The organism is Echinicola pacifica DSM 19836 (assembly GCF_000373245.1).
GTDB lineage: Bacteria > Bacteroidota > Bacteroidia > Cytophagales > Cyclobacteriaceae > Echinicola > Echinicola pacifica.
The window spans coordinates 42,904-62,559 of sequence record NZ_KB890739.1 but is presented as its reverse complement, the minus strand read 5'-3'; the positions used below and the strand labels follow the sequence as shown (position 1 = coordinate 62,559).

Below are 19,656 nucleotides of genomic sequence, written 5' to 3'. Positions count from 1 at the left end.
TCTATGAAAACATTCCATACCACCATAAATCCCCTCTTCTACCTACTGCTGTGCATGATCCCTACGGCTTGCTCCGGTCAGTCTGACCAAGTGAGCCCCAATATCCCCGCACCAAAAGCACTGGTGGACCAAGGCTGGGAATTCGAGGAAACACCAGTATGGGCAGATGAATTTGACTATTCCGGTAAGCCCGACCCTGAAAAATGGGGTTATGACACAGGAGGCCATGGCTGGGGCAATAATGAGCTGCAGTACTATACCGAAAGTCAGGAAAACGCAGAGGTACAGCATGGCGTATTGGCTATCACCGCCAAAAAACAACAGATCGAAGGGAATACCTATAGCTCCGCCAGACTGGTAAGTAAGAATAAGGGGGATTTTCTCTATGGCCGGATAGAGGTAAAAGCCCGGCTACCCAAAGGCAAAGGCACCTGGCCCGCGATCTGGATGCTACCCACCGACTGGGAATACGGTGGATGGCCTGAATCTGGAGAAATAGACATCATGGAGCATGTGGGATATGATCAGGATGTGGTCCACATCACCGTGCATACCCAATCCTATAACCATAAGCAAGGCACACAGGTGGGCAAAAACCGTAAGGTGGAGCATGCCAGTGAGGCTTTTCACCTGTACCGGGTGGATTGGACGCCCTTTGCCATTCGTGGCTATATTGACGATGAACTCCTCTTCACCTTCACCAATAAGGGACAGGGCTCTGCCGCTTGGCCTTTTGACAAACGCTTCCATCTACTTCTAAACCTTGCGGTGGGAGGAGACTGGGGTGGCGCTCAGGGCATGGATGAAACCGCCTTTCCTGCCACCTTTTTGGTGGACTATGTAAGAGTATATAAAATGATCGAAAAATAAACCACCTACCATTTCCAACGCTGAGAAGCCTTAGTCCTGATCATGGGCTAAGGCTTCTTTTTTGGGTGAATATATAAAGAGGTGAAAGGAAAAATAGCCATCCTCCCAGCTTCCCAATATCCTTGCGAAAGCATGGCGCCATTAGCGGATAGCCATTTTGTGATATGGATATATTGGTTACTTCTAAGAAAAGTACTGGAAATTCGCCATGACACTATCGATGACAAAGTCCGAAACTGCTATACGCCAAACTGCTGCAAGTGATGGTCCAGATGCTTATAGAACATATTATTCCATTCTATGGTGGAGAGCTTTCCGAAGGATAGAGATTCTTTCTGATCAAAATGCTTCTCTCCGAGCTGCTGGGATTTGGAAATATAGGCGATAAGCCGNTTTTTTTCGGCCTCAAAATCCCTGTCCCCCTTGATTACAAATGCAGGAGCCGTTTGCGAATTTCTCTTATAGGGCTTTTCTGAAACCACCATATTCTTCACGAAGGATTTTAAGATCAGGCTCATAAAGAAATTAGGCTTTGCATGCTTGTTTTCAAAGACCATTTCATACATCACACTGCTGTGGGCTAGCATTTGCGAGACTCCCATCTTCCCCCAGAGGGCTGGAGAACTCGGGTTTAGGGCCTCTATCCGACCAATAAGCTGATCAGAAACTGGCTTGCTGAAAATATTAGGTAAGGCCATATTTTTCTTTTGGTTAAATTTTATACAATCAACGACTATAATATTCCTGTCCTTTAATAAAAGTGAGCAAAGCTCTGCTAAAGCCCTAGAACCGCCATAGACCAAGCCTTTGTAATTTAGACTGAGGCGAACATTTAAAATCCTCTTCCCACTCCCAAATCGCTTACTTCGACACTCGAGCTGCCCCACCTACCTCCTTCTAAATCTATCGCCCTGACATGTTTCCAATGCATTTCCTAGAGGGACTAGCAAAGAGCAATAAGTATAAGCCATATTAGCTTATAAAGCTATTCAGGAACCAAATTAAACCCAAGATCGCTTCCTGCTCTTTCACCCTTTATAATAGTCATGGGACAAATAGTTTCCTCGGTAAGTGGTGAAAACCCTCCTCAAAGGAATCGCCCACAATTAAGGGGAAAAAGATTTTAGGGCGGGAATTTAAGGCTGATTAATTCCCTTTAGAATGGGAAGTAAGCCCCCCTTCCACCTCCTCCAAACATAGGTAAAAATAACCTAAATCTGGTATTAAGCTTTTGTAAATATCGGCCTGGTCTGAAGATTTGAGTAAGGTAATTATAAAAAAAACAATGAGATAAGGAAGATGGTGATTATCAGGGTTTACAATAAAACCAGTAAGTAGATAAACCATAAGGAAAAATCTCTATATTTCTCGATGGGCCTATTTAATTATGCGCTGAAATCCAAGTCACCAGACAGGTCCTCTAGGTAGTTGGCATGACATCCGCAGGCATTTGCAGGAAGCCCATTGGTATTTCCCTCTGGCAAGAACTATATAAAGATCAAGGATATTGGGGTCAAACATAGAAAAAGTGAAGAAGAATCCCAATTGAGAAAAGATGTCTTAATCTATTTTAAAGGTGGAAATGAAGAGGAAACCTGACATGACCTTCAGGAAACCTAAGTCACCTTACCCCACTTATACGCATCTCTCTTTGGAGCAATATGCTTTTCTCAAAAGGGGTGATCGGGGCATTAGAGAATATATTTTATAGAAGAAAAATGAACGAGTATTAAATTTAATTAGAACACTATGATCCAAGATTTATTTGAGTATTATGAAAAGGAATTGAACTTTTATTCAGTGGTTGTGAAGAAAAATGGCCGGGTAAATAATTGGGTGGTTATGGGACTACATATTTTAAGCGGTTCATAGGTCGGAATAAGAACTTCACCAGTATACCATTCCGATTGCATATCGTGCTTTACATCCTGAATGCCAAAAATGGTATGGTGTTCCCGGCAATTGACCTCAACTTTTAGTCTCAGTGGAATTCCGCCTTCTGAATCAAAGCGGTAAATCAATGTATTATTATGTTGTTTCTGTTTACATATGGGTTTGTCTCCTAAAAAAGATAATACCTCACGAAGTTTATCCATAATTGGCCCGAATGGCTCTGCTGTAATTTGCACTAAATCGATGTCTTCAGAGTACCGTGCGGCTGGTGCCAGATATAATTTGTGTAATGCAGTTCCACCTCTGAATGCCAATCTTTCTTTTAAATATTCATCACTGTATATTGCCATTAGAGCTCGCTCAATGACCAAATCCTGTTCTACCTGAAAATCCTCCTGCCAGGAAGCCTTTTTACGCCATGCTGTTATATATGCCTGTGGAATCATAAATCCGTATCTATTTCTAAATTTTGCACAACCTTCCAGTCATTACCGGTTATCATCTCCGGCTTTTCCTTCTGCGGTCTTAACAGTACAGGGAAATAGTTCACTGTTTTTAAGTACTCTTTTATTGGCTCGCTTAAATCACGCATATCCAAAATCTCTTCTAGCAGGAAGCCTAAACGTTGAACCGCAGTTATAGGAGAATATCGTTTTGCTAGGTCAAGCATTTTATCAGCATCGATACTTTCACAAAGTTCTTCCAACACAGTTGCAACCCTGTTGAGACCACCCGCCTGTTCAAAATAATTTACCAAATCCAAAGCGGTTAACTCCGGAGATGATACGTTTATATATCCTGTATCAACTTTCTTTTGAACTATATCACTTTTTGCCCATTCCTTCTTTATATAGAAATTTATTTTCAGTTGGTCATTGTCAATATTCCTTAAGCTTGGTTTCATTGTGATTACCGAGAAAGATTGTGGTTGTTGGTGGGCTGCCCCATAATAAGCGGCTGCATTTAATAGACCAACGTAATAATCTTTATCTAAAAATTTCATCAGCTCTGCAATAAATAAGGATGGTGGAAGAATGCCCTTACTCCGATATTCAGGAGTAATAACCACATAGAACTCATTTCTTATTAAGGTAATTTCTCTTTTCTTTTTTAACCGCTGTAGCGCCTTTTTAATTGCTTCATCAGATTGTTCAAATTTGTTCCGTACCTCCGGCAATGAAAAGGCATACCTTCCATTAGAACGCAGTTCATTAACAAAGTCCTTTAAGTAACCGTATTGCCCTATCATTTAAGTTTCTGTTTAAGAAAAGGGATGATATTTATCCCTTTTTGCATACACAAACTTAACTGATAAATTTTGATTCAAATGCATTTTCTCTAGGTATTTTCTCATTGATCTTTAATAAATATTCTAAGCGCCGCTCATCCTACTCTAGTGGTCTGATGTGGTAGCTATGCTCCATAAAGAGGTCATTCTGCATACGTGCTTCTCTCAATTCATCTGTCATCTTATTGGAATCAAAAACCTGAGGCAGTGTTTTTTCAGATTAACCATTCCTCCATCCCACATTTAAGGTTTAAAATTTAAGGGATTTAGACGCTGGATAGCCTTATAATTAATATTCATAATGCTTGGAAGGGCATAATTTATCCAATCGCAGCGATTACCTTCATGTTTTTTTTGTAGATGGCAAAAGAGGAGAAAAGCATGGCCGCTCACTGTGCAGCCTTATGGAATCCGACAAAAGAATTAGTTATTCCGCCCCTGTGTTATGGGGCTGAGCGCAATATTCACTATGGCGACGTCTATTTCAAACCTGCCAGTGGGGAGCCAGTTGAAGTTTTCGCCCAATCCTTCGGCATTGCTGGACAAGACTCTTTGCTCCTGCAGCTGCTCCTTTGAAAGGGATTCTGGATTTTATCAAGAGTGTCCTGGAACTTCTATCTTTAATTGCATAATATGAGTTACATACCACCAACCTACACCATCGCACAGCATCCTATTTCCAAGGCGTAATCACGTTTTAAGCTTGGTTTTGCAAAGCATGGTATTTATCCCATTGTTATGTCTTTCAGGCCTCAGTCGTTCTTCATTTGACCCTGGGGCGGGCTTTGCGATGAGCTCATAAATGGGAAATAAAAAAGCCCCACATTTCTGTGAGGCTTTGAGGTGATCCCGCTGGGGTTCGAACCCAGGACCCATACATTAAAAGTGTATTGCTCTACCAGCTGAGCTACAGAATCAGAATAAATATGGTAATAACTACGCGTGTGTAGTCGAATGATATAGTAGTAATAAAAAAAGCCTGGCTAATCGCCAGGCTTTTATATTTCCTATGGCTGCCCGATTTCTCGTTTGCCTCCAAGCTTGATCGTGAGGATTGCTCGCTCCTGATTCTTGGAAATAAATAAAGTGATCCCGCTGGGGTTCGAACCCAGGACCCATACATTAAAAGTGTATTGCTCTACCAGCTGAGCTACAGAATCGGAAATAAATCACGTGACGCGTCTGTCACCTAGTGATCCTGAAAGGACTCGAACCTTTAACCTACTGCTTAGAAGGCAGTTGCTCTATCCAGTTGAGCTACAGGACCTGGATACTTCTATTTCAAAGTAATACTGTCGGGGTGGCAGGATTCGAACCTGCGACCTCCTGCTCCCAAAGCAGGCGCGATGACCGGGCTACGCTACACCCCGAAACTCGATAATCACCGTAAAGGTAAGAACTAAAACTGTCACCAGTCCATGACCCAAAAAGAAACTCTTCTTCGATCGTTCTATTGATTATCATTGTGATCCCGCTGGGGTTCGAACCCAGGACCCATACATTAAAAGTGTATTGCTCTACCAGCTGAGCTACAGAATCATTTGTTATTTTCAATCTTAATAAGCCCTTATGGCTTCTTATTTTTTGTCAATTTCGACTTGCTTTTTGTTATATCTTTGTCGTAATTGGACTGCAAATTTAAGAGACCTAATTTAAAATGCCAAACATCAGACGAAACTTTATTGTAAAATTTTCAATAATTTTCATTTTAATTCTGCAAAGCTTTAATTGTCAAGCAGATAACGAAAAACTTATTTTTGCAGATTCCCTATTCTCTGCACAAAGCTACCAAGAAGCGTTCGAGGTTTACACTGATTTGCTCCAAAAGGACCAGTCTTACTCCCCAGCAATGCTCCTAAAAATGGCTTATATCACTGAGGGTATGGGGGATTATGCACAAGCCTCGCTGTACTTGTCCAAATACTATGACCTCCACCCCAATCCGAAGGTCATCAGTAAGATCAAAGCACTCACTGACCAACGAGAGCTTAAGGGCTATGCCGTCTCTGACCGCACCCAATTCTTCAACCTGCTGATAGACTATAAGGAAATCATCACGGGCATCTTTGCCCTTCTATTGGTGATCTCCATTATTCTGCTAATCGCAAAGAAGAAAACGGGCCAAGTCAAGTATTATACCCCCGCCTTTATGCTTATCATTTTGGTCTTCGCTAGCAATAACCTGCTCATGGCTTCTAAGTCGGGAATCATCAAGGACAGCCCGACCATAATCATGGACAGCCCTACTGCCGCTGGTCAGCTTATCAAAAAAGTAAACCCGGGCCATCGAGTGATTATCAAGTCTAAAAAAGACATCTGGTACGAGATCGAATGGGAGGGCGCTGAGGCATGGGTGAAGCAATCCGCAGTATCAACCCTGTAATTCTATACACAAGGCCTTAGGATCAAAAAAAAGACCGGATTTACCGGTCTTTTGATACTTTATTGGCAAGTGGATGAAACCACTAGATTTCCAGGTTCTTCATGAAGGTGGCATTTTGCTGAGCAGCCTCCATCGGAGTCGTGCCCGCAAACTTCTCTTGTTCCACTACAAAATACTCCATGCCATTATCTTTGGCTGTACGGAGGATTTTGGAGTAATCTATACTCCCACTTCCCAATACAGTGGAAGCGTCCGCCTGGCCTTCAGCAGCACCATTCTCACGGTCCTTTACGTGACATAACCTGAAACGATTCTTGTATTTCTCAAAATACGCTTCCGGATCAGCATTGGCAGTCACTGCCCAATAGATATCAAGTTCGAAATCCACCAGGTCCGGGTCGGTATTCTCCAATAAGATATCATGAGGCATCTGACCATCCATAGCCTCAAAGGTGTAACCATGGTTATGATAAGCAAATCTCAGCCCATTGCTTTTGCATACGGCGCCGATTTTGTTAAACTTATCCGCCATGGTCTTATAGGCCTCTATAGAATCCTGCGGTCCGATATACGGAGAGATCAGGTAATCCATTTCGATCTCACCTGCCTGAGCCGCTAATTCGTCGATATTCTCAAATACATTGGCATGGGAGGCAACGAAATCCAAGCCCAGGTCCTGGGTATATTTCTTAAACTCGGTATTTTTCATACCCCAGAAAATACTTTTGCCTCCATCGAAACCCTCGATTTGATTATAGCCAAATCCAGCGATTTTCTCAATAGCAGCTTTGGCATCCTTGGCCATTTCTTCTTTTACAGAATAAAGCTGGATTCCAAATTTCGATAATTTTTCCTTAACAGCAGTCTGCACTGCCTCGCCCGCCACTGCCTCGGCAGTTTCTTCTTTTGGAGAGGCGCAAAATTGCAACGGCAAGAATGAACCGGCAGCAAAAGCAGCTCCCAGCTTCAAAAAAGCTCTTCTTTCTTTCATAATATAGGGATATTTAGTAATTAAAAGCAAAAGACGGAATGGGGTATCATTCCGCCTTCTTATAGGTTAGATCGCGTAAGCTTTATCTCCTTTTTTATAATCTATACATGGCTCCCATTTCCCCGGAACTTCCACATAACTAAGCGCTTGAGAAGCGCCAATTTCTGAAGTAAAATAACCCAAAACGGTCAAATCTTTAAGCATATTGAAATACTTAGGGCCGTCTTCTTTATTCGCATCAGCGTTTAGCTTATTCAAATAGGAGGTTCTCTGCTCAGCACTTGCCGACATAAAATCACTTCCTACCTCGTCTTTGAAGCCTGCTCTCAGCTTATTAAGGCCATCGATAAACTCATTTTGTTGATCTTCCCAATAGGTATCTTTTACCATCATCACCATAAAAGAACCTATACCCACGGCTTTGGCGCCCGGGGTGTCGGTGGTAGGGATGATGGTGTCACCGATTTCGTCTAAGAAAGCGATTTCCTCAGGAGTAAAGTCCAATCCTTCGATTTGCTTCTCCGGAGAGCATCCAGTCAGGATGGCAGTGGCACCTACCATGGTACCACCCATCATCAGGACCACACTCTTTAATGCGTCACGTCTGTTCATTGCCATAATTTCCTTCTTTTTAAGCTTACAGATTACCTTTCTTCAATTCATTTACCGCATAGTCCGCCGCACGGGCAGTCAGTGCCATATAGGTCAGAGACGGGTTCACTGCCGCTGCAGAAGTCATGGCTGCTCCATCAGTAACAAACACATTCTTCGCATCCCAAACCTGGTTATGCCCATTCAAAACAGAGTTTTTAGGGTCCGTACCCATTCGAGCGGTACCCATTTCATGGATTCCCTGACCGAATGTATATCCAGAATCGTACGTATGGATATTCTTAGCTCCTGCAGCTTCCAGCATTTCTGCTGCATCAGCCATCATATCTTTACGCATTTTCTGCTCATTCTCCTTGATCTCAGCGCTCATCACCAGGGCATACATGCCCCACTTATCCTTCACCTCTTTGCTGAGCTTGATCGTATTATCATGATAAGGAAGGATCTCTCCAAATGCCGTCATCCCCAGGCTCCATGGTCCCGGCTCAGTAAGGGCCTCTTTTAGTGGGCCACCGATATTCATCTCTCCTACACCACGGCTCCAGCCACTTCTGCTGGCTCCACCCTGATAACCAAATCCACGGGTGTAATCCCGCTTATCGTCTCCTACATTTCGGTATCTTGGAATATAAATTCCTCCCGGACGGCGACCAAAATAATACTTATCCTCATAGCCTTCCATGGTACCGCTGGCGCCAAGACGGAAATGGTGATCCATCACATTATGTCCCAGCTCCCCGGAGCTACTTCCCAATCCCTCAGGCCAGATATCCGTGGCAGAACGCATCAGGATCTGGCTGGAATTAAAGGCTGAAGCACATAGGAATACAATTTTTGCTTTGTATTCGATGGTTTCCATCGTTTCAGCATCTACGACCTCTACCCCTGTGGCTTTTTTGGTATCCTTATCATACATCAGCTTATGGACAATGGAATAAGGTCTAAGGGTAAGATTTCCGGTGGCCACAGCTGCCGGAAGTGTAGAAGACTGCGTGCTAAAATAGCCCCCAAAAGGACATCCTAGCCAGCACTTATTTCTATATTGACATCCTGGACGTCCAGGAAGTGGTTCTGTAATATTGGCAATACGGGCATTGATAAAATGTCGCTTGCCCCCAAAGGACTTGGCTATTCTATCTTTTACATCCTTCTCCACACAGTTCATCGCCATAGGAGGCATAAACTGGCCATCAGGAAGCACGTCCAAGCCATCTCTATTTCCGGAAATACCGGCAAATTTCTCTACATAATCGTACCATGGAGAGATATCCTTATATCGAATAGGCCAATCTGTTGCGATACCTTCTTTGGCATTGGCGCCAAAATCCATATCAGAAAGACGGTAACTCTGTCTTCCCCAGAGTAATGACCTACCTCCTACCTGATATCCGCGAAACCAGGTAAAAGGCTTATCCTCCACATAGGGAGAGGAATCCTCATGTGCCCACCAGTCCAGCACCTGCTCATTGAGCACATAATCACGCTTAAGATTGGGGTGGTTTTCCACCATTTCGGTGGTTCTTCTGCCGCGATGAGGGATTTCCCACGGGGGCAGAGTTGCATTTTTATAGTCCTTGATGTGTTCTACGTTTTGTCCTCTCTCGAGAAGCAAAACTTTCAATCCTTTCTCGGTAAGTTCCTTAGCAGCCCATCCGCCACTAATCCCTGAACCGACAACGATTGCATCATACTCTTGATTTGCCATAATTGATTTATAGGTTTTAATTAGGTTATTCTGGTAAATTACACATCACATAATGCGATAGCATCCCGCAAAGAAGCCGCTTTATCTTCTTTCTTCGGGATAAACTCCTGAGCGACATAGCCCTTGAATCCAGTCTTCACAATGGCATTCATTATGGCTGGATAGTTGAGTTCCTGGTTTTCATCCAGCTCATTTCTGCCTGGATTACCGGCGGTATGATAATGTCCATAATACTGGTGATTTTGACCAATCGTACGGATCACATCTCCTTCATCGATTTGCATATGATAGATATCGTATAGCAATTTAAAGTGCTCGCTATCCAGACGCTTACAGAGCTCCACGCCCCATACGCTCTTATCACACATATAATCCGGATGATCCACTTTGCTATTAAGCAGCTCCATGATGAGCGTCACTCCATGCTTCTCCGCCAAAGGCAGTAATTTCTCCAATCCCTTGACGCTATTCTGAAGGCCTGTCTCATCGTCCATTCCATTGCGATTGCCACTGAAACAGATGAGGTTTTTATAGCCGTTTTTAGCGACCAAAGGGATCATCTCTGAATAGCTTTTGATCAAGGTGTCATGGTATTCGGTATGATTAAATCCCTCGGTAAGGCTGATCTCTGCCCCATTGCACATAGAGCTATAGACACCATGTTTCTGGGCGGTAGGCCAATCCTCCGGACCCAACAAATCAATGGCGCTAAATCCAATTTCCTTGACCAATATACATAATTCATCTAAAGAAAGCTGTCCATAAGTCCATCGGCATACCGAATGGTTTACATTTCCTTTTAGCATTATTTGCTTATTTTTTGCTTGTGAAGTAAGGTAAGGCAGGCTGCTCAAAGCAGCCGAGCCCAACATGATTTTTTTAATAGCAGTTCTTCGAGGTTCCATAGCTCCTTAGTATTTGGCCTCTACAGGAAGGGCTTTGCGCTCCTTAAACACCAATGCGAACATGATGGCCACCACCAGGGCTATACCTGAAGGGATCAACCAGATGGACTGCCAGTCGTGAAGCTTATCACTCGTAGTATATACATCAGTGATCATACCTGCCACCCAGAATCCGATCAGCATCCCTACACCATAGGTCGCCAAGGTGATCATCCCCTGTGCAGCACTTTTGAATTTCGGTCCAGCTTTGGAGTCGGTATAGATCTGTCCTGAAACAAAGAAGAAATCATAGCATATCCCGTGCAGGGCTATACCTATTAATAGCATAAAGGACAATTCGTTGACATTGCCGTAGGCAAATAAAGCATAACGAACGACCCAAGCTACCATGCCCACAAGTAGGGTTTTCTTGATCCCAAATCTTCCAAAGAATACTGGAAGCAGCAGCATAAATAATACTTCACTTACCTGACCTAAGGCCATCTTACTGGTAAGATTTGTCATTTGGATTTCTCCTAAGAACAAACTAGCGTTCTGGTAGTAAAATGCCAACGGGATACAAATCATGATGGAAGCCACGAAGAAAATGAGGTAATTTCGGTCCTTTAATAAGGCAAAAGCATCCAATCCCAAAATCTCAGCCATGGATTTCTTCTCATTCTTGTCGATTTTCGGAGGAGTCTTAGGAAGAGCAAAGCTATAGATTCCCAATATCAGGGAAGCGATACAAGTCATCAGGAAGGTATTTCTCAACATCCCTGCGGCGGCACCTTCTGAGGAATCCCAGCCAAAAACAAAGCTAATCAATAAGCCGGCAACGATCCAACCTACTGTTCCCCAAACGCGAATCGCACCAAATTCCTTTTCAGGATTGGTCATTTGATTGAAAGAAACAGAGTTGACGAGGGCCAAAGTGGGCATATAAGCCACCATATAGGCAAAGACATAAGGATAAAAAGTGGTAAAATCCTCCGCATTATACATCTGAAACATCAGAGCGGCCCCTATCAGGTGAAGGACACCAAGGATCCGCTCAGCGTTAAAATACTTATCGGCGATCAGTCCGATGATAAATGGCGCAATAATTGCCCCAAAGGATTGTGTGGAAAAGGCAGCGGCACTTTGCGCTCCGGTGGTGCTCAGGTTTTTCTCTAAGAAAAGCCCAAGCGTAACAAACCAACCACCCCATATGAAGAATTCTAAGAACATCATAAAGGACAGTTTAAACTTTGTAGTGAAATTCATAGGTTTTGTAATAGGTTTTTAAAATAGGTTTTTGTTTGATTTTTAGTCAGCAACTTAAAAAGAAAATCCCAAACTACTTAAATAATAATTTAAATTTTAGTGTTTTTCGCTTAATTTTAGTCCTGCTGGATGAATCGCGCAAGTTAAGTCATATCAACCAGCAACCATTACCATTCATAAACCTATTTGACTTTCCATCAATTTAAAACTTGATCGCTCAGGTTTAATTCAGGTTTGTGAATAGTTTTGTATTGGAGAAGAGTTTTCCAATTTGTTATACCGATCAAACTCAAAACCCTAAAACAACACTATGAGCCATCGTAAACTTCGCATGGGCATGATAGGAGGAGGCCCCGGATCTTTCATTGGTGCGGTGCACCGCATCGCCGCAAGCATGGACAGCCAAATCCAGCTAGTCGCTGGAGCTTTCAGCAGCAATCCTGAAAAATCCCGTGCCGCTGGAGAGGAGCTTTCCTTAGATCCTAGCCGAACATATCAATCCTATGACGAGATGTTTGAAAAGGAAAAGCAGCTTCCAGAGGATCAGCGAATCGATTTTGTAAGTATCGTCACCCCAAACCATGTGCATTTTGACCCAGCGGTCAAGGCCCTTCAGAGTGGATTCCATGTGGTGCTGGATAAGCCCATGACCCTCACCCTCGATGAAGCCCAAAAACTCCAAAAAATCATCGAAGAGACAGGTATGCTATTTTGCCTGACTCACACTTATACAGGCTACCCTATGGTCAAGGAAGCCAGACAGCTTATCGCAAATGGTACCTTGGGAAATATCCGAAAGGTCTATGTGGAATATCCACAAGGCTGGCTATGGAAAAACTTCTCCGAGGAAGAAAACAAACAGGCAGGATGGAGAACCGACCCCAAAAGAAGTGGCGTGGCAGGCTGCATGGGAGATATCGGAACTCATGCTTTTAACCTCGCCGAATATGTAAGTGGGGAGAAGCTCTCCAAAATGTGCGCAGACCTCAACACCACCCTGGATGGAAGGACCCTGGATGATGATGGCATCGTGCTATTACGATTTGAGAATGGTGCATCGGGAGTACTGATGGCGTCTCAAGTAGCCACAGGAGCTGAAAACAACCTTAGAATAAGAGTTTTTGGGGACAAAGCAGGCTTGGAATGGCAACAGGAAGATGCCAACAGCCTGATCATCCGTCATCCTGAGCAGCCCGACCAGATCTATCGAGCGGGAGGAAATGTATCCTACTTATCCAGCTACGCGCTGGCCAATACCCGAACGCCTGCGGGCCACCCTGAAGGCTATCTGGAGGCATTCGCTAACCATTATAGAAACTTTGCCAGGACGCTTCAGGCGAAACTTCAGGGCACAGCACCAGAAAAGGAATGGTTAGACTTCCCCGGGGCCGAAGATGGGGTCAGAGGAATGGCATTTATAGAGCAGGTGGTAAAAAGTGGTCAGTCCGAGCAAAAGTGGACATCATTTGAAGCCTAAGTAAAAAAGAACTCATGGGCGGATTTTGGAATAGGATTTTCGGATCATTATTCACCAAAATTTCGCCCATTTCTATAAAATAACATTAAAACAGTGTAATTTGCAGTGCATTAACCACGCTAAAACGATTAATCAATAAAACTTCAAAATCCTATTATATGAAAACCATCAAAGGCCCAGCATTATTTTTAGCCCAATTTGCAGACGACCAAGCCCCATTCAACAGCCTCAAGAGCATCTGTGAATGGGCCGCGAGCATAGGGTATAAAGCGGTGCAAATCCCTTCCTGGGATGCCAGATTTATAGATCTTCAGAAAGCAGCAGAGGACCAATCTTATGCCGATGAGATCAAGAAAACGGTAAATGATGCCGGATTGGAAATTTCAGAATTGAGTACACACCTTCAGGGCCAACTGGTGGCGGTGAATCCAGCCTATAATGAGCTGTTTGATGCATTTGCGCCAGCAGACCTAAAAGGAGACTTACCGGGAAAAACAAAATGGGCGACGCAGCAGTTGATGTATGCGGCCAAAGCCTCCAAAAATCTCGGATTGACGGCTCATGCTACCTTCAGCGGCGCATTGATGTGGCACACGGTTTACCCATGGCCACAGCGTCCAGCGGGATTGGTAGAGGCTGGATTTGAAGAATTGGCAAAGAGATGGCTGCCTATTTTGGATGAATTTGACAAAAATGGTGTAGATTTATGCTATGAATTGCACCCTGGAGAGGATCTGCATGATGGAGTGACCTTTGAGATGTTTTTGGAGAAGGTAAATCAGCATCCACGAGCCAATATCCTATATGATCCAAGCCACTTCTTATTGCAGTGCTTAGATTATGTGCAGTTTATAGACTTCTACCATGAGCGCATCAAGATGTTCCATGTGAAGGATGCCGAATTTAACCCTACAGGAAAGCAGGGCGTATATGGTGGCTACCAAAGCTGGATCAATCGTGCCGGAAGGTTCCGTTCCTTAGGCGATGGCCAAGTGGACTTCAATGCGATTTTCAGCAAGCTGTCCCAATACGATTTTGACGGATGGGCAGTATTGGAATGGGAATGTGCGATCAAGCATCCTGAGGCAGGGGCTATTGAGGGAGCTAAATTTATCAGTGAAAAGATCATTCGGGTGACCGAAAAGACCTTTGATGATTTTGCTTCTGCAGGTACCGATGATGCGCTTAATAAAAAAGTGTTAGGAATTTAAATTTAAACAAACCTATAGAACCAATGAATTTCAGCAAACTAGCAGGAGCAAGTGTAATCGCGCTTGCAGGGATGGCCTACGCCTGTGGCGGAGGATCAGACACCAAAACCGAAGAAACCACCACTGCAGCCCCTGTGCCGCAAAAGGAATTGAGCTTTGACGAAATGTACAAAGACAACCCTGACTATGTAAACGGCCTTGCGCTGGTAAAAGAATCCGATTGCCCTAGCTGCCATATGGTAGAAAGAAAAATCGTGGGTCCAGCGTACAAAGACGTTGCAGCCAAATATGAAAGCACCGATGAAAACATCCAGACCCTAGCCACAAATGTGGTAAATGGTAACTCCGGAGTGTGGGGTCAAGTGCCTATGCCTGCTCACCCAGGTTTATCCGAAGAAGATGCTCAGAAGATGGTCAAGTATATTTTGATGCTTAAGAAATAAAATTGCTATTTCAAAAGGCCGTTTCACAGCGGCCTTTTATAATAACCCCTTAGCTTATGAAAAAGACATTATTATCCCTATCCGCGCTAGCACTTATGGCTTCCTGCGGTGGCTCTGCTCAGAACAGTGAAGCAGATGCAAGCAATACCGTGGAAGAGCATACCACCGCTCCTCAGGAAGAAGAATGGATCAGCCTCTTTAATGGCCAAAACCTCGACGGATGGTCCAACTATAATAAAGAAACCGTGGGTCCAGCATGGAAGGTGGAAGACGAAATCCTCTACCTCGACGCTTCTAATAAAGAAGACTGGCAGGTAAATGGCGGTGGCGACATCGTAACCGATGAAATATTCGGTGATTTCCACTTTAAATTGGACTGGAAAATATCTGAAAATGGTAATAGCGGAATCATGTTCCTGGTACAGGAAGTAGATGACCTGCGCTACCCATGGAACACAGGCCCGGAATATCAGCTCCTTGATAATGAAGGCCATAAGGATGGCAAAATCGAAAAACACCGTACCGCCGATCTTTATGACCTAATCAAGTCTTATGAAGAGCCGGTAAAGCCTGTCGGCGAATGGAACACCTCTGAGATCATCGTAAAGGACAACACCCTTACCTTCATCCTGAATGGTGTGACCACCGTGGAAACTACCCTTTGGGATGACAGCTGGAACGAGCTGATCGCCAATAGTAAGTTTAAGGACATGAAAGGCTTTGGCCAATACAAAGAGGGTAAAATCGCCCTTCAGGATCATGGCAACAACGTATGGTTTAAGAATATTATGATTAAGAAGCTATAATCACTGCTTCTACTGATTACCAAAAAAAAGCCTGACAGATTATATGTCAGGCTTTTTTTTGGTACCTACCCAATACTTTTCCCTAAAAAAATAAGTACTCATTGAGTACATACACTTTTCACTTCTCAGTATCTATAAGAGCCGGGTCTCTCGCAAATTGGTCCATTGATTAAACCAAATAGCTTGCTGAAATCTCTGAAGCTCCAAAAGACGCTATCCCCAATGGCGGGGCCGCATAGGAGGTTTATATAAGTTTAAACAAAAAAAGGGTCGCCTAATCAGCGACCCTTTTATTATTGATTTGGAATGTCTTAGACACTCGCCACGATCATATCCAAAATATCATTTAAGGTTTTGCTTGGTCTCATCGCCTGAGCAGTCTTATCTTCACTAGGCTTAAAATACCCGCCGATATCCACTGGCTTACCTTGAGCGCTATTGAGTTCGGAGATAATTTGGTCTTCCTTCTCCGCCATGGCCTCAGCCACTTTACCGAATACCTCTTTCAAAGCGGCATCATCATCCTGCGCGGCCAGAGCTTCTGCCCAGTACATCGCTAGGTAGAAATGGCTTCCTCTGTTATCCAGCTCATTCACCTTTCTGGAAGGCGACTTACCTTTCTCGAGGAATTTACCCGTAGCTGTGTCTAGGGTTTTACCGAGTACAATGGCTCTTTGGTTATCAAAAGTGGACCCTAGATGCTCCAGAGACACCGCTAATGCCAAAAACTCACCCAATGAATCCCAACGTAAATGTCCTTCTTCCACAAACTGTTGTACGTGCTTAGGGGCAGATCCGCCAGCACCAGTCTCAAATAAACCGCCGCCATTCATCAATGGTACCACGGAAAGCATCTTTGCAGAAGTCCCTAGTTCCAAAATCGGGAAGAGATCGGTAAGATAATCTCTCAGCACATTACCTGTCACGGAGATGGTATCTTTACCTTCTTTGATTCTCTCCAAAGAGAACTTCGTCGCCTCCACAGGAGACATAATTCTTATATCTAAGCCTTCCGTATCATGCTGAGGAAGGTAGGTATTTACTTTCTTGATCAATTCGGCATCGTGAGCTCTATTCTCGTCCAGCCAGAAGATGGCGGGCGTCTTGCTCGCTCTAGCGCGGTTTACGGCTAGTTTCACCCAATCCTGGATAGGAGCGTCTTTAGTTTGGCACATTCTGAAGATGTCACCTTGCTCCACCTTATGCTCCATAAGGGTCTCACCAGCTGCTGTAAGCACTTTCACCACACCTGCAAAAGGAATTTCGAAGGTCTTGTCATGAGAGCCATACTCTTCGGCTTTTTGAGCCATCAAGCCGACGTTAGGAACGCTACCCATGGTGGTGGGGTCAAAGGCACCATGTTTCTTACAGAAATCGATGGTCTCCTGATATACTCCGGCATAACAACGATCCGGAATGATCGCTTTGGTATCCTGAAGTTTATCTTCCTTATTCCACATCTGACCAGAAGTACGGATCATAGCAGGCATGGAAGCATCTATAATCACATCACTAGGGACGTGAAGATTGGTGATTCCTTTATGAGAGTTTACCATCGCAAGATCAGGGCTATCTGCATAGCAAGCGGCGATATCTGCCTCTATTTCCTGGCGCTTCTCAGCAGGAAGCTTCTCCAAGGCGGCGATCAAATCACCAAAGCCATTATTGACATCTACGCCTATTTCCTTAATAGTGGCAGCATGCTTCTCAAATACTGGAGCGAAGAACACCTTCACCGCATGGCCAAAGATAATGGGGTCAGATACCTTCATCATCGTGGCTTTCATATGTAGGGAAAACAAAACCCCTTTGGCCTTGGCATCTGCTTTTTGCTCAGCTAGGAACTCCTGAAGTTTCTTTACGCTCAATACTGAGGAGTCTATTACTTCGCTATCCTGAAGTTTTAGCTCAGGCTTAAGAAGCTCTACTTTGCCATCGGCACCTTCCAGCTGGATTTTCACAGTGCCAGCGGCAGACATAGTTACAGACTGCTCAGAACCATAGAAGTCGCCTTCCTGCATGCTGGAGACGTGTGACTTGGAGTCCGCACTCCATTTGCCCATGCTGTGAGGATTATTTCTCGCAAATTGCTTTACGGCTTGAGGAGCTCTCCTATCGGAATTGCCTTCTCTAAGCACCGGGTTTACGGCGCTACCTTTGATCTTATCGTATTTGGCCTGGATGCCTTTTTCCTCTTCGGTTTTCGGCTCATCCGGATAGTCTGGCAATGCATATCCCTGCCCTTGCAGCTCTTTTATGGCTGCTTTTAGCTGAGGAATAGATGCACTGATATTAGGAAGTTTCACAATATTAGCTTCCGGCGTTTTGGCGATTTCACCTAGCTCGGCCAAGGCATCACTGATGCGTTGATCCTCTTTTAAAAACTCGGGGAAAGTAGCGATGATTCTCCCGGACAAAGATATATCCCTGGTTTCTACTGCCACACCAGCTGAATCAGTAAATGATTTAATAATAGGCAACAATGAATAGGTTGCCAGAGCTGGCGCTTCATCGGTCAGCGTGTAAAGAATCTTTGGTGTTTTTGTAGTGGTCATTTTATTAAAATTTGGACACAGCTAAAATCAGCCAGGTGGCTGAAACGACTGTTATTTACGAAACAATGATTTCTAATCTAAAACTCGAAGTATTCATTAGTCCATAGATCACGAAGTATAGCTGTCGCAATCAAAAACTGGATGCCATGGAGGAGTTTATTCTCTCCGGACATCCCTTAGCCTTACTATCGGCTACCAATCAACACATCCGAGTCAAAATGCCTTAGCACTTGATTTTGCCGCTAAAATACGCAAAAAATCGCGCATTCAAAGGTATTTCTAGCAATATAAAGAAGGGGAAATAGGTCCATCCAGTGATAAGCAAGATATCTCTACCAAACATCATTCCGAATTGGAATTAGACCGAATATAATCTTAGATAAAAAATAGAGTTTTCGTCTTAATAGCTTTCCTTTTTACTTGGGAAGTCGTTAGTTTTTACATCCTTGATATAGTTTTCCACGGCCTCCGTCATGGTGCTTCGCAGGTCCGCGTATTGCCTCAAAAAGCGTGGCTTAAACTCCTGGGTGATCCCCAGCATATCATGCACCACGAGCACCTGGCCATCCACATCCGGCCCGGCACCGATCCCAATCACTGGAATGGAGACATTGTCGGCGACTTGCTTGGCCAGCTTGGCGGGGATTTTCTCCAATACTATCCCAAAACAGCCACATTCTTCCAATACCTTGGCATCCGCAATCAATTTACCGGCCTCATCGTCTTCCTTGGCTCGTACGGTATAGGTCCCGAACTTATAGATAGACTGCGGAGTAAGCCCCAAATGCCCCATTACTGGCACCCCGGCACTCAATATTCGAACCACCGATTCCTTTATTTCTGATCCACCTTCCACTTTTACGGCATGGGCTCCGGATTCTTTCATTATACGTATCGCCGAGCGCAGGGCTTCGGTGGAGTTTCCTTGGTAGGAGCCAAATGGAATATCCACCACGACCAAGGACCTCTTCACGGCACGCACCACGCCGCTGGCATGATAGATCATCTGGTCCAGTGTGATGGGCAAGGTCGTCTCGTGACCCGCCATGACATTGGAGGCGCTATCGCCGACCAAAATAATATCCACACCTGCTGCATCCAAAATCCCCGCCATCGAGAAATCATAGGCGGTAAGCATGGAAATTTTCTCCCCTCTTCCTTTCATTTCCTGAAGGACGTGAGTGGTAATTCGCTTGAGATTAGAAGATTGGTGTACAGACATGGGAATAATGGGAAGGTGTTAAAAATCAATTAGCAAATACCGTTAGGAAT

General features: G+C 44.2%; 16 protein-coding genes and 5 tRNA genes. 6 read left to right on the top strand and 15 right to left on the bottom strand.

What is annotated here, in order from left to right:
- Positions 1-3: 3 nt before the first annotated feature.
- Entirely contained in the window at positions 4-870 is an 867-nt protein-coding gene (locus B050_RS0104890; protein WP_205744966.1) for a glycoside hydrolase family 16 protein, read from the top strand.
- Positions 871-1,109: 239 nt separating this feature from the next.
- Here the strand turns inward: B050_RS0104890 and B050_RS0104880 are convergent, their stop codons facing one another.
- The 8 genes from B050_RS0104880 to B050_RS0104830 all read right to left on the bottom strand — a co-directional run bounded on the left by B050_RS0104880 (position 1,110) and on the right by B050_RS0104830 (position 5,590).
- Entirely contained in the window at positions 1,110-1,568 is a 459-nt protein-coding gene (locus B050_RS0104880) for a DUF1569 domain-containing protein (RefSeq protein WP_018472768.1), read from the bottom strand.
- A 1,095-nt stretch (positions 1,569-2,663) separates the two neighbouring features.
- Positions 2,664-3,209: a nucleotidyl transferase AbiEii/AbiGii toxin family protein gene (locus tag B050_RS22050; RefSeq protein ID WP_018472765.1), complete on the bottom strand. Its 546-nt coding sequence runs from the start codon at positions 3,207-3,209 to the stop codon at positions 2,664-2,666.
- The gene (locus B050_RS0104860; protein ID WP_018472764.1) at positions 3,206-4,012 is read right to left on the bottom strand and encodes a type IV toxin-antitoxin system AbiEi family antitoxin domain-containing protein; all 807 of its coding nucleotides are present in this window, start codon (positions 4,010-4,012) and stop codon (positions 3,206-3,208) included. Before B050_RS0104860 ends, B050_RS22050 begins: the two co-directional genes overlap by 4 nt.
- A gap of 883 nt (positions 4,013-4,895) precedes the next feature.
- Positions 4,896-4,968, bottom strand: a tRNA-Lys gene (locus B050_RS0104850).
- A gap of 170 nt (positions 4,969-5,138) precedes the next feature.
- Positions 5,139-5,211, bottom strand: a tRNA-Lys gene (locus B050_RS0104845).
- A 33-nt stretch (positions 5,212-5,244) separates the two neighbouring features.
- A tRNA-Arg gene (locus B050_RS0104840) sits at positions 5,245-5,318 on the bottom strand.
- A 28-nt stretch (positions 5,319-5,346) separates the two neighbouring features.
- Positions 5,347-5,421, bottom strand: a tRNA-Pro gene (locus B050_RS0104835).
- 96 nt (positions 5,422-5,517) lie between these two features.
- Positions 5,518-5,590: transfer RNA gene (locus tag B050_RS0104830), tRNA-Lys, on the bottom strand.
- A gap of 322 nt (positions 5,591-5,912) precedes the next feature.
- Between B050_RS0104830 and B050_RS0104825 the strand changes: the two genes are divergently transcribed.
- Positions 5,913-6,434 (top strand): SH3 domain-containing protein, encoded by a 522-nt coding sequence (locus B050_RS0104825; protein WP_229802446.1) that lies wholly within the window; start codon positions 5,913-5,915, stop codon positions 6,432-6,434.
- A gap of 82 nt (positions 6,435-6,516) precedes the next feature.
- Here the strand turns inward: B050_RS0104825 and B050_RS0104820 are convergent, their stop codons facing one another.
- The 5 genes from B050_RS0104820 to B050_RS0104800 form a co-directional block, all read right to left on the bottom strand.
- Complete coding sequence (locus tag B050_RS0104820) at positions 6,517-7,425, bottom strand: sugar phosphate isomerase/epimerase family protein (protein WP_018472761.1); 909 nt, start codon at positions 7,423-7,425, stop codon at positions 6,517-6,519.
- A gap of 66 nt (positions 7,426-7,491) precedes the next feature.
- Positions 7,492-8,043, bottom strand: a complete 552-nt coding sequence (locus B050_RS0104815) for a gluconate 2-dehydrogenase subunit 3 family protein (RefSeq protein WP_026235641.1) — start codon at positions 8,041-8,043, stop codon at positions 7,492-7,494.
- Between the two features lie 19 nt (positions 8,044-8,062).
- Positions 8,063-9,742, bottom strand: coding sequence for a GMC oxidoreductase (locus tag B050_RS0104810; protein WP_018472759.1), 1,680 nt, complete (start codon positions 9,740-9,742; stop codon positions 8,063-8,065).
- A gap of 38 nt (positions 9,743-9,780) precedes the next feature.
- Positions 9,781-10,614, bottom strand: coding sequence for a hydroxypyruvate isomerase family protein (locus tag B050_RS0104805; protein ID WP_018472758.1), 834 nt, complete (start codon positions 10,612-10,614; stop codon positions 9,781-9,783).
- 39 nt (positions 10,615-10,653) lie between these two features.
- The gene (locus B050_RS0104800) at positions 10,654-11,892 is read right to left on the bottom strand and encodes a nucleoside permease (protein WP_018472757.1); all 1,239 of its coding nucleotides are present in this window, start codon (positions 11,890-11,892) and stop codon (positions 10,654-10,656) included.
- Between the two features lie 310 nt (positions 11,893-12,202).
- On the opposite strand from B050_RS0104800, the gene B050_RS0104795 reads away from it, so the two are divergent.
- The 4 genes from B050_RS0104795 to B050_RS0104780 all read left to right on the top strand — a co-directional run bounded on the left by B050_RS0104795 (position 12,203) and on the right by B050_RS0104780 (position 15,829).
- Complete coding sequence (locus B050_RS0104795; protein WP_026235639.1) at positions 12,203-13,369, top strand: Gfo/Idh/MocA family protein; 1,167 nt, start codon at positions 12,203-12,205, stop codon at positions 13,367-13,369.
- A gap of 158 nt (positions 13,370-13,527) precedes the next feature.
- The gene (locus B050_RS0104790; protein WP_018472755.1) at positions 13,528-14,580 is read left to right on the top strand and encodes a sugar phosphate isomerase/epimerase family protein; all 1,053 of its coding nucleotides are present in this window, start codon (positions 13,528-13,530) and stop codon (positions 14,578-14,580) included.
- A 23-nt stretch (positions 14,581-14,603) separates the two neighbouring features.
- Positions 14,604-15,023 (top strand): c-type cytochrome, encoded by a 420-nt coding sequence (locus B050_RS0104785; RefSeq protein WP_018472754.1) that lies wholly within the window; start codon positions 14,604-14,606, stop codon positions 15,021-15,023.
- A 56-nt stretch (positions 15,024-15,079) separates the two neighbouring features.
- Entirely contained in the window at positions 15,080-15,829 is a 750-nt protein-coding gene (locus B050_RS0104780) for a 3-keto-disaccharide hydrolase (protein WP_026235638.1), read from the top strand.
- A 311-nt stretch (positions 15,830-16,140) separates the two neighbouring features.
- On the opposite strand, the gene B050_RS0104775 is transcribed toward B050_RS0104780, so the two are convergent.
- Both B050_RS0104775 and panB read right to left on the bottom strand, forming a co-directional pair.
- Positions 16,141-18,384, bottom strand: coding sequence for an NADP-dependent isocitrate dehydrogenase (locus B050_RS0104775; RefSeq protein WP_018472752.1), 2,244 nt, complete (start codon positions 18,382-18,384; stop codon positions 16,141-16,143).
- Positions 18,385-18,784: 400 nt separating this feature from the next.
- A complete protein-coding gene (panB, locus tag B050_RS0104770; RefSeq protein WP_026235636.1) occupies positions 18,785-19,606 on the bottom strand; it encodes a 3-methyl-2-oxobutanoate hydroxymethyltransferase in 822 nt (273 codons plus the stop codon).
- Between the last annotated feature and the right edge of the window lie 50 nt (positions 19,607-19,656).

Bases quoted from the DNA above. Each gene is read 5' to 3' on its own strand.
- B050_RS0104890 (WP_205744966.1), top strand. From the start codon at position 4: ATGAAAACATTCCATACCACCATAAATCCCCTCTTCTACCTACTGCTG.
- B050_RS22050 (WP_018472765.1), bottom strand. From the start codon at position 3,209: ATGATTCCACAGGCATATATAACAGCATGGCGTAAAAAGGCTTCCTGG.
- B050_RS0104860 (WP_018472764.1), bottom strand. From the start codon at position 4,012: ATGATAGGGCAATACGGTTACTTAAAGGACTTTGTTAATGAACTGCGT.
- B050_RS0104825 (WP_229802446.1), top strand. From the start codon at position 5,913: ATGGCTTATATCACTGAGGGTATGGGGGATTATGCACAAGCCTCGCTG.
- B050_RS0104820 (WP_018472761.1), bottom strand. From the start codon at position 7,425: ATGAAAGAAAGAAGAGCTTTTTTGAAGCTGGGAGCTGCTTTTGCTGCC.
- B050_RS0104815 (WP_026235641.1), bottom strand. From the start codon at position 8,043: ATGGCAATGAACAGACGTGACGCATTAAAGAGTGTGGTCCTGATGATG.
- B050_RS0104810 (WP_018472759.1), bottom strand. From the start codon at position 9,742: ATGGCAAATCAAGAGTATGATGCAATCGTTGTCGGTTCAGGGATTAGT.
- B050_RS0104805 (WP_018472758.1), bottom strand. From the start codon at position 10,614: ATGTTGGGCTCGGCTGCTTTGAGCAGCCTGCCTTACCTTACTTCACAA.
- B050_RS0104800 (WP_018472757.1), bottom strand. From the start codon at position 11,892: ATGAATTTCACTACAAAGTTTAAACTGTCCTTTATGATGTTCTTAGAA.
- B050_RS0104795 (WP_026235639.1), top strand. From the start codon at position 12,203: ATGAGCCATCGTAAACTTCGCATGGGCATGATAGGAGGAGGCCCCGGA.
- B050_RS0104790 (WP_018472755.1), top strand. From the start codon at position 13,528: ATGAAAACCATCAAAGGCCCAGCATTATTTTTAGCCCAATTTGCAGAC.
- B050_RS0104785 (WP_018472754.1), top strand. From the start codon at position 14,604: ATGAATTTCAGCAAACTAGCAGGAGCAAGTGTAATCGCGCTTGCAGGG.
- B050_RS0104780 (WP_026235638.1), top strand. From the start codon at position 15,080: ATGAAAAAGACATTATTATCCCTATCCGCGCTAGCACTTATGGCTTCC.
- B050_RS0104775 (WP_018472752.1), bottom strand. From the start codon at position 18,384: ATGACCACTACAAAAACACCAAAGATTCTTTACACGCTGACCGATGAA.
- panB (WP_026235636.1), bottom strand. From the start codon at position 19,606: ATGTCTGTACACCAATCTTCTAATCTCAAGCGAATTACCACTCACGTC.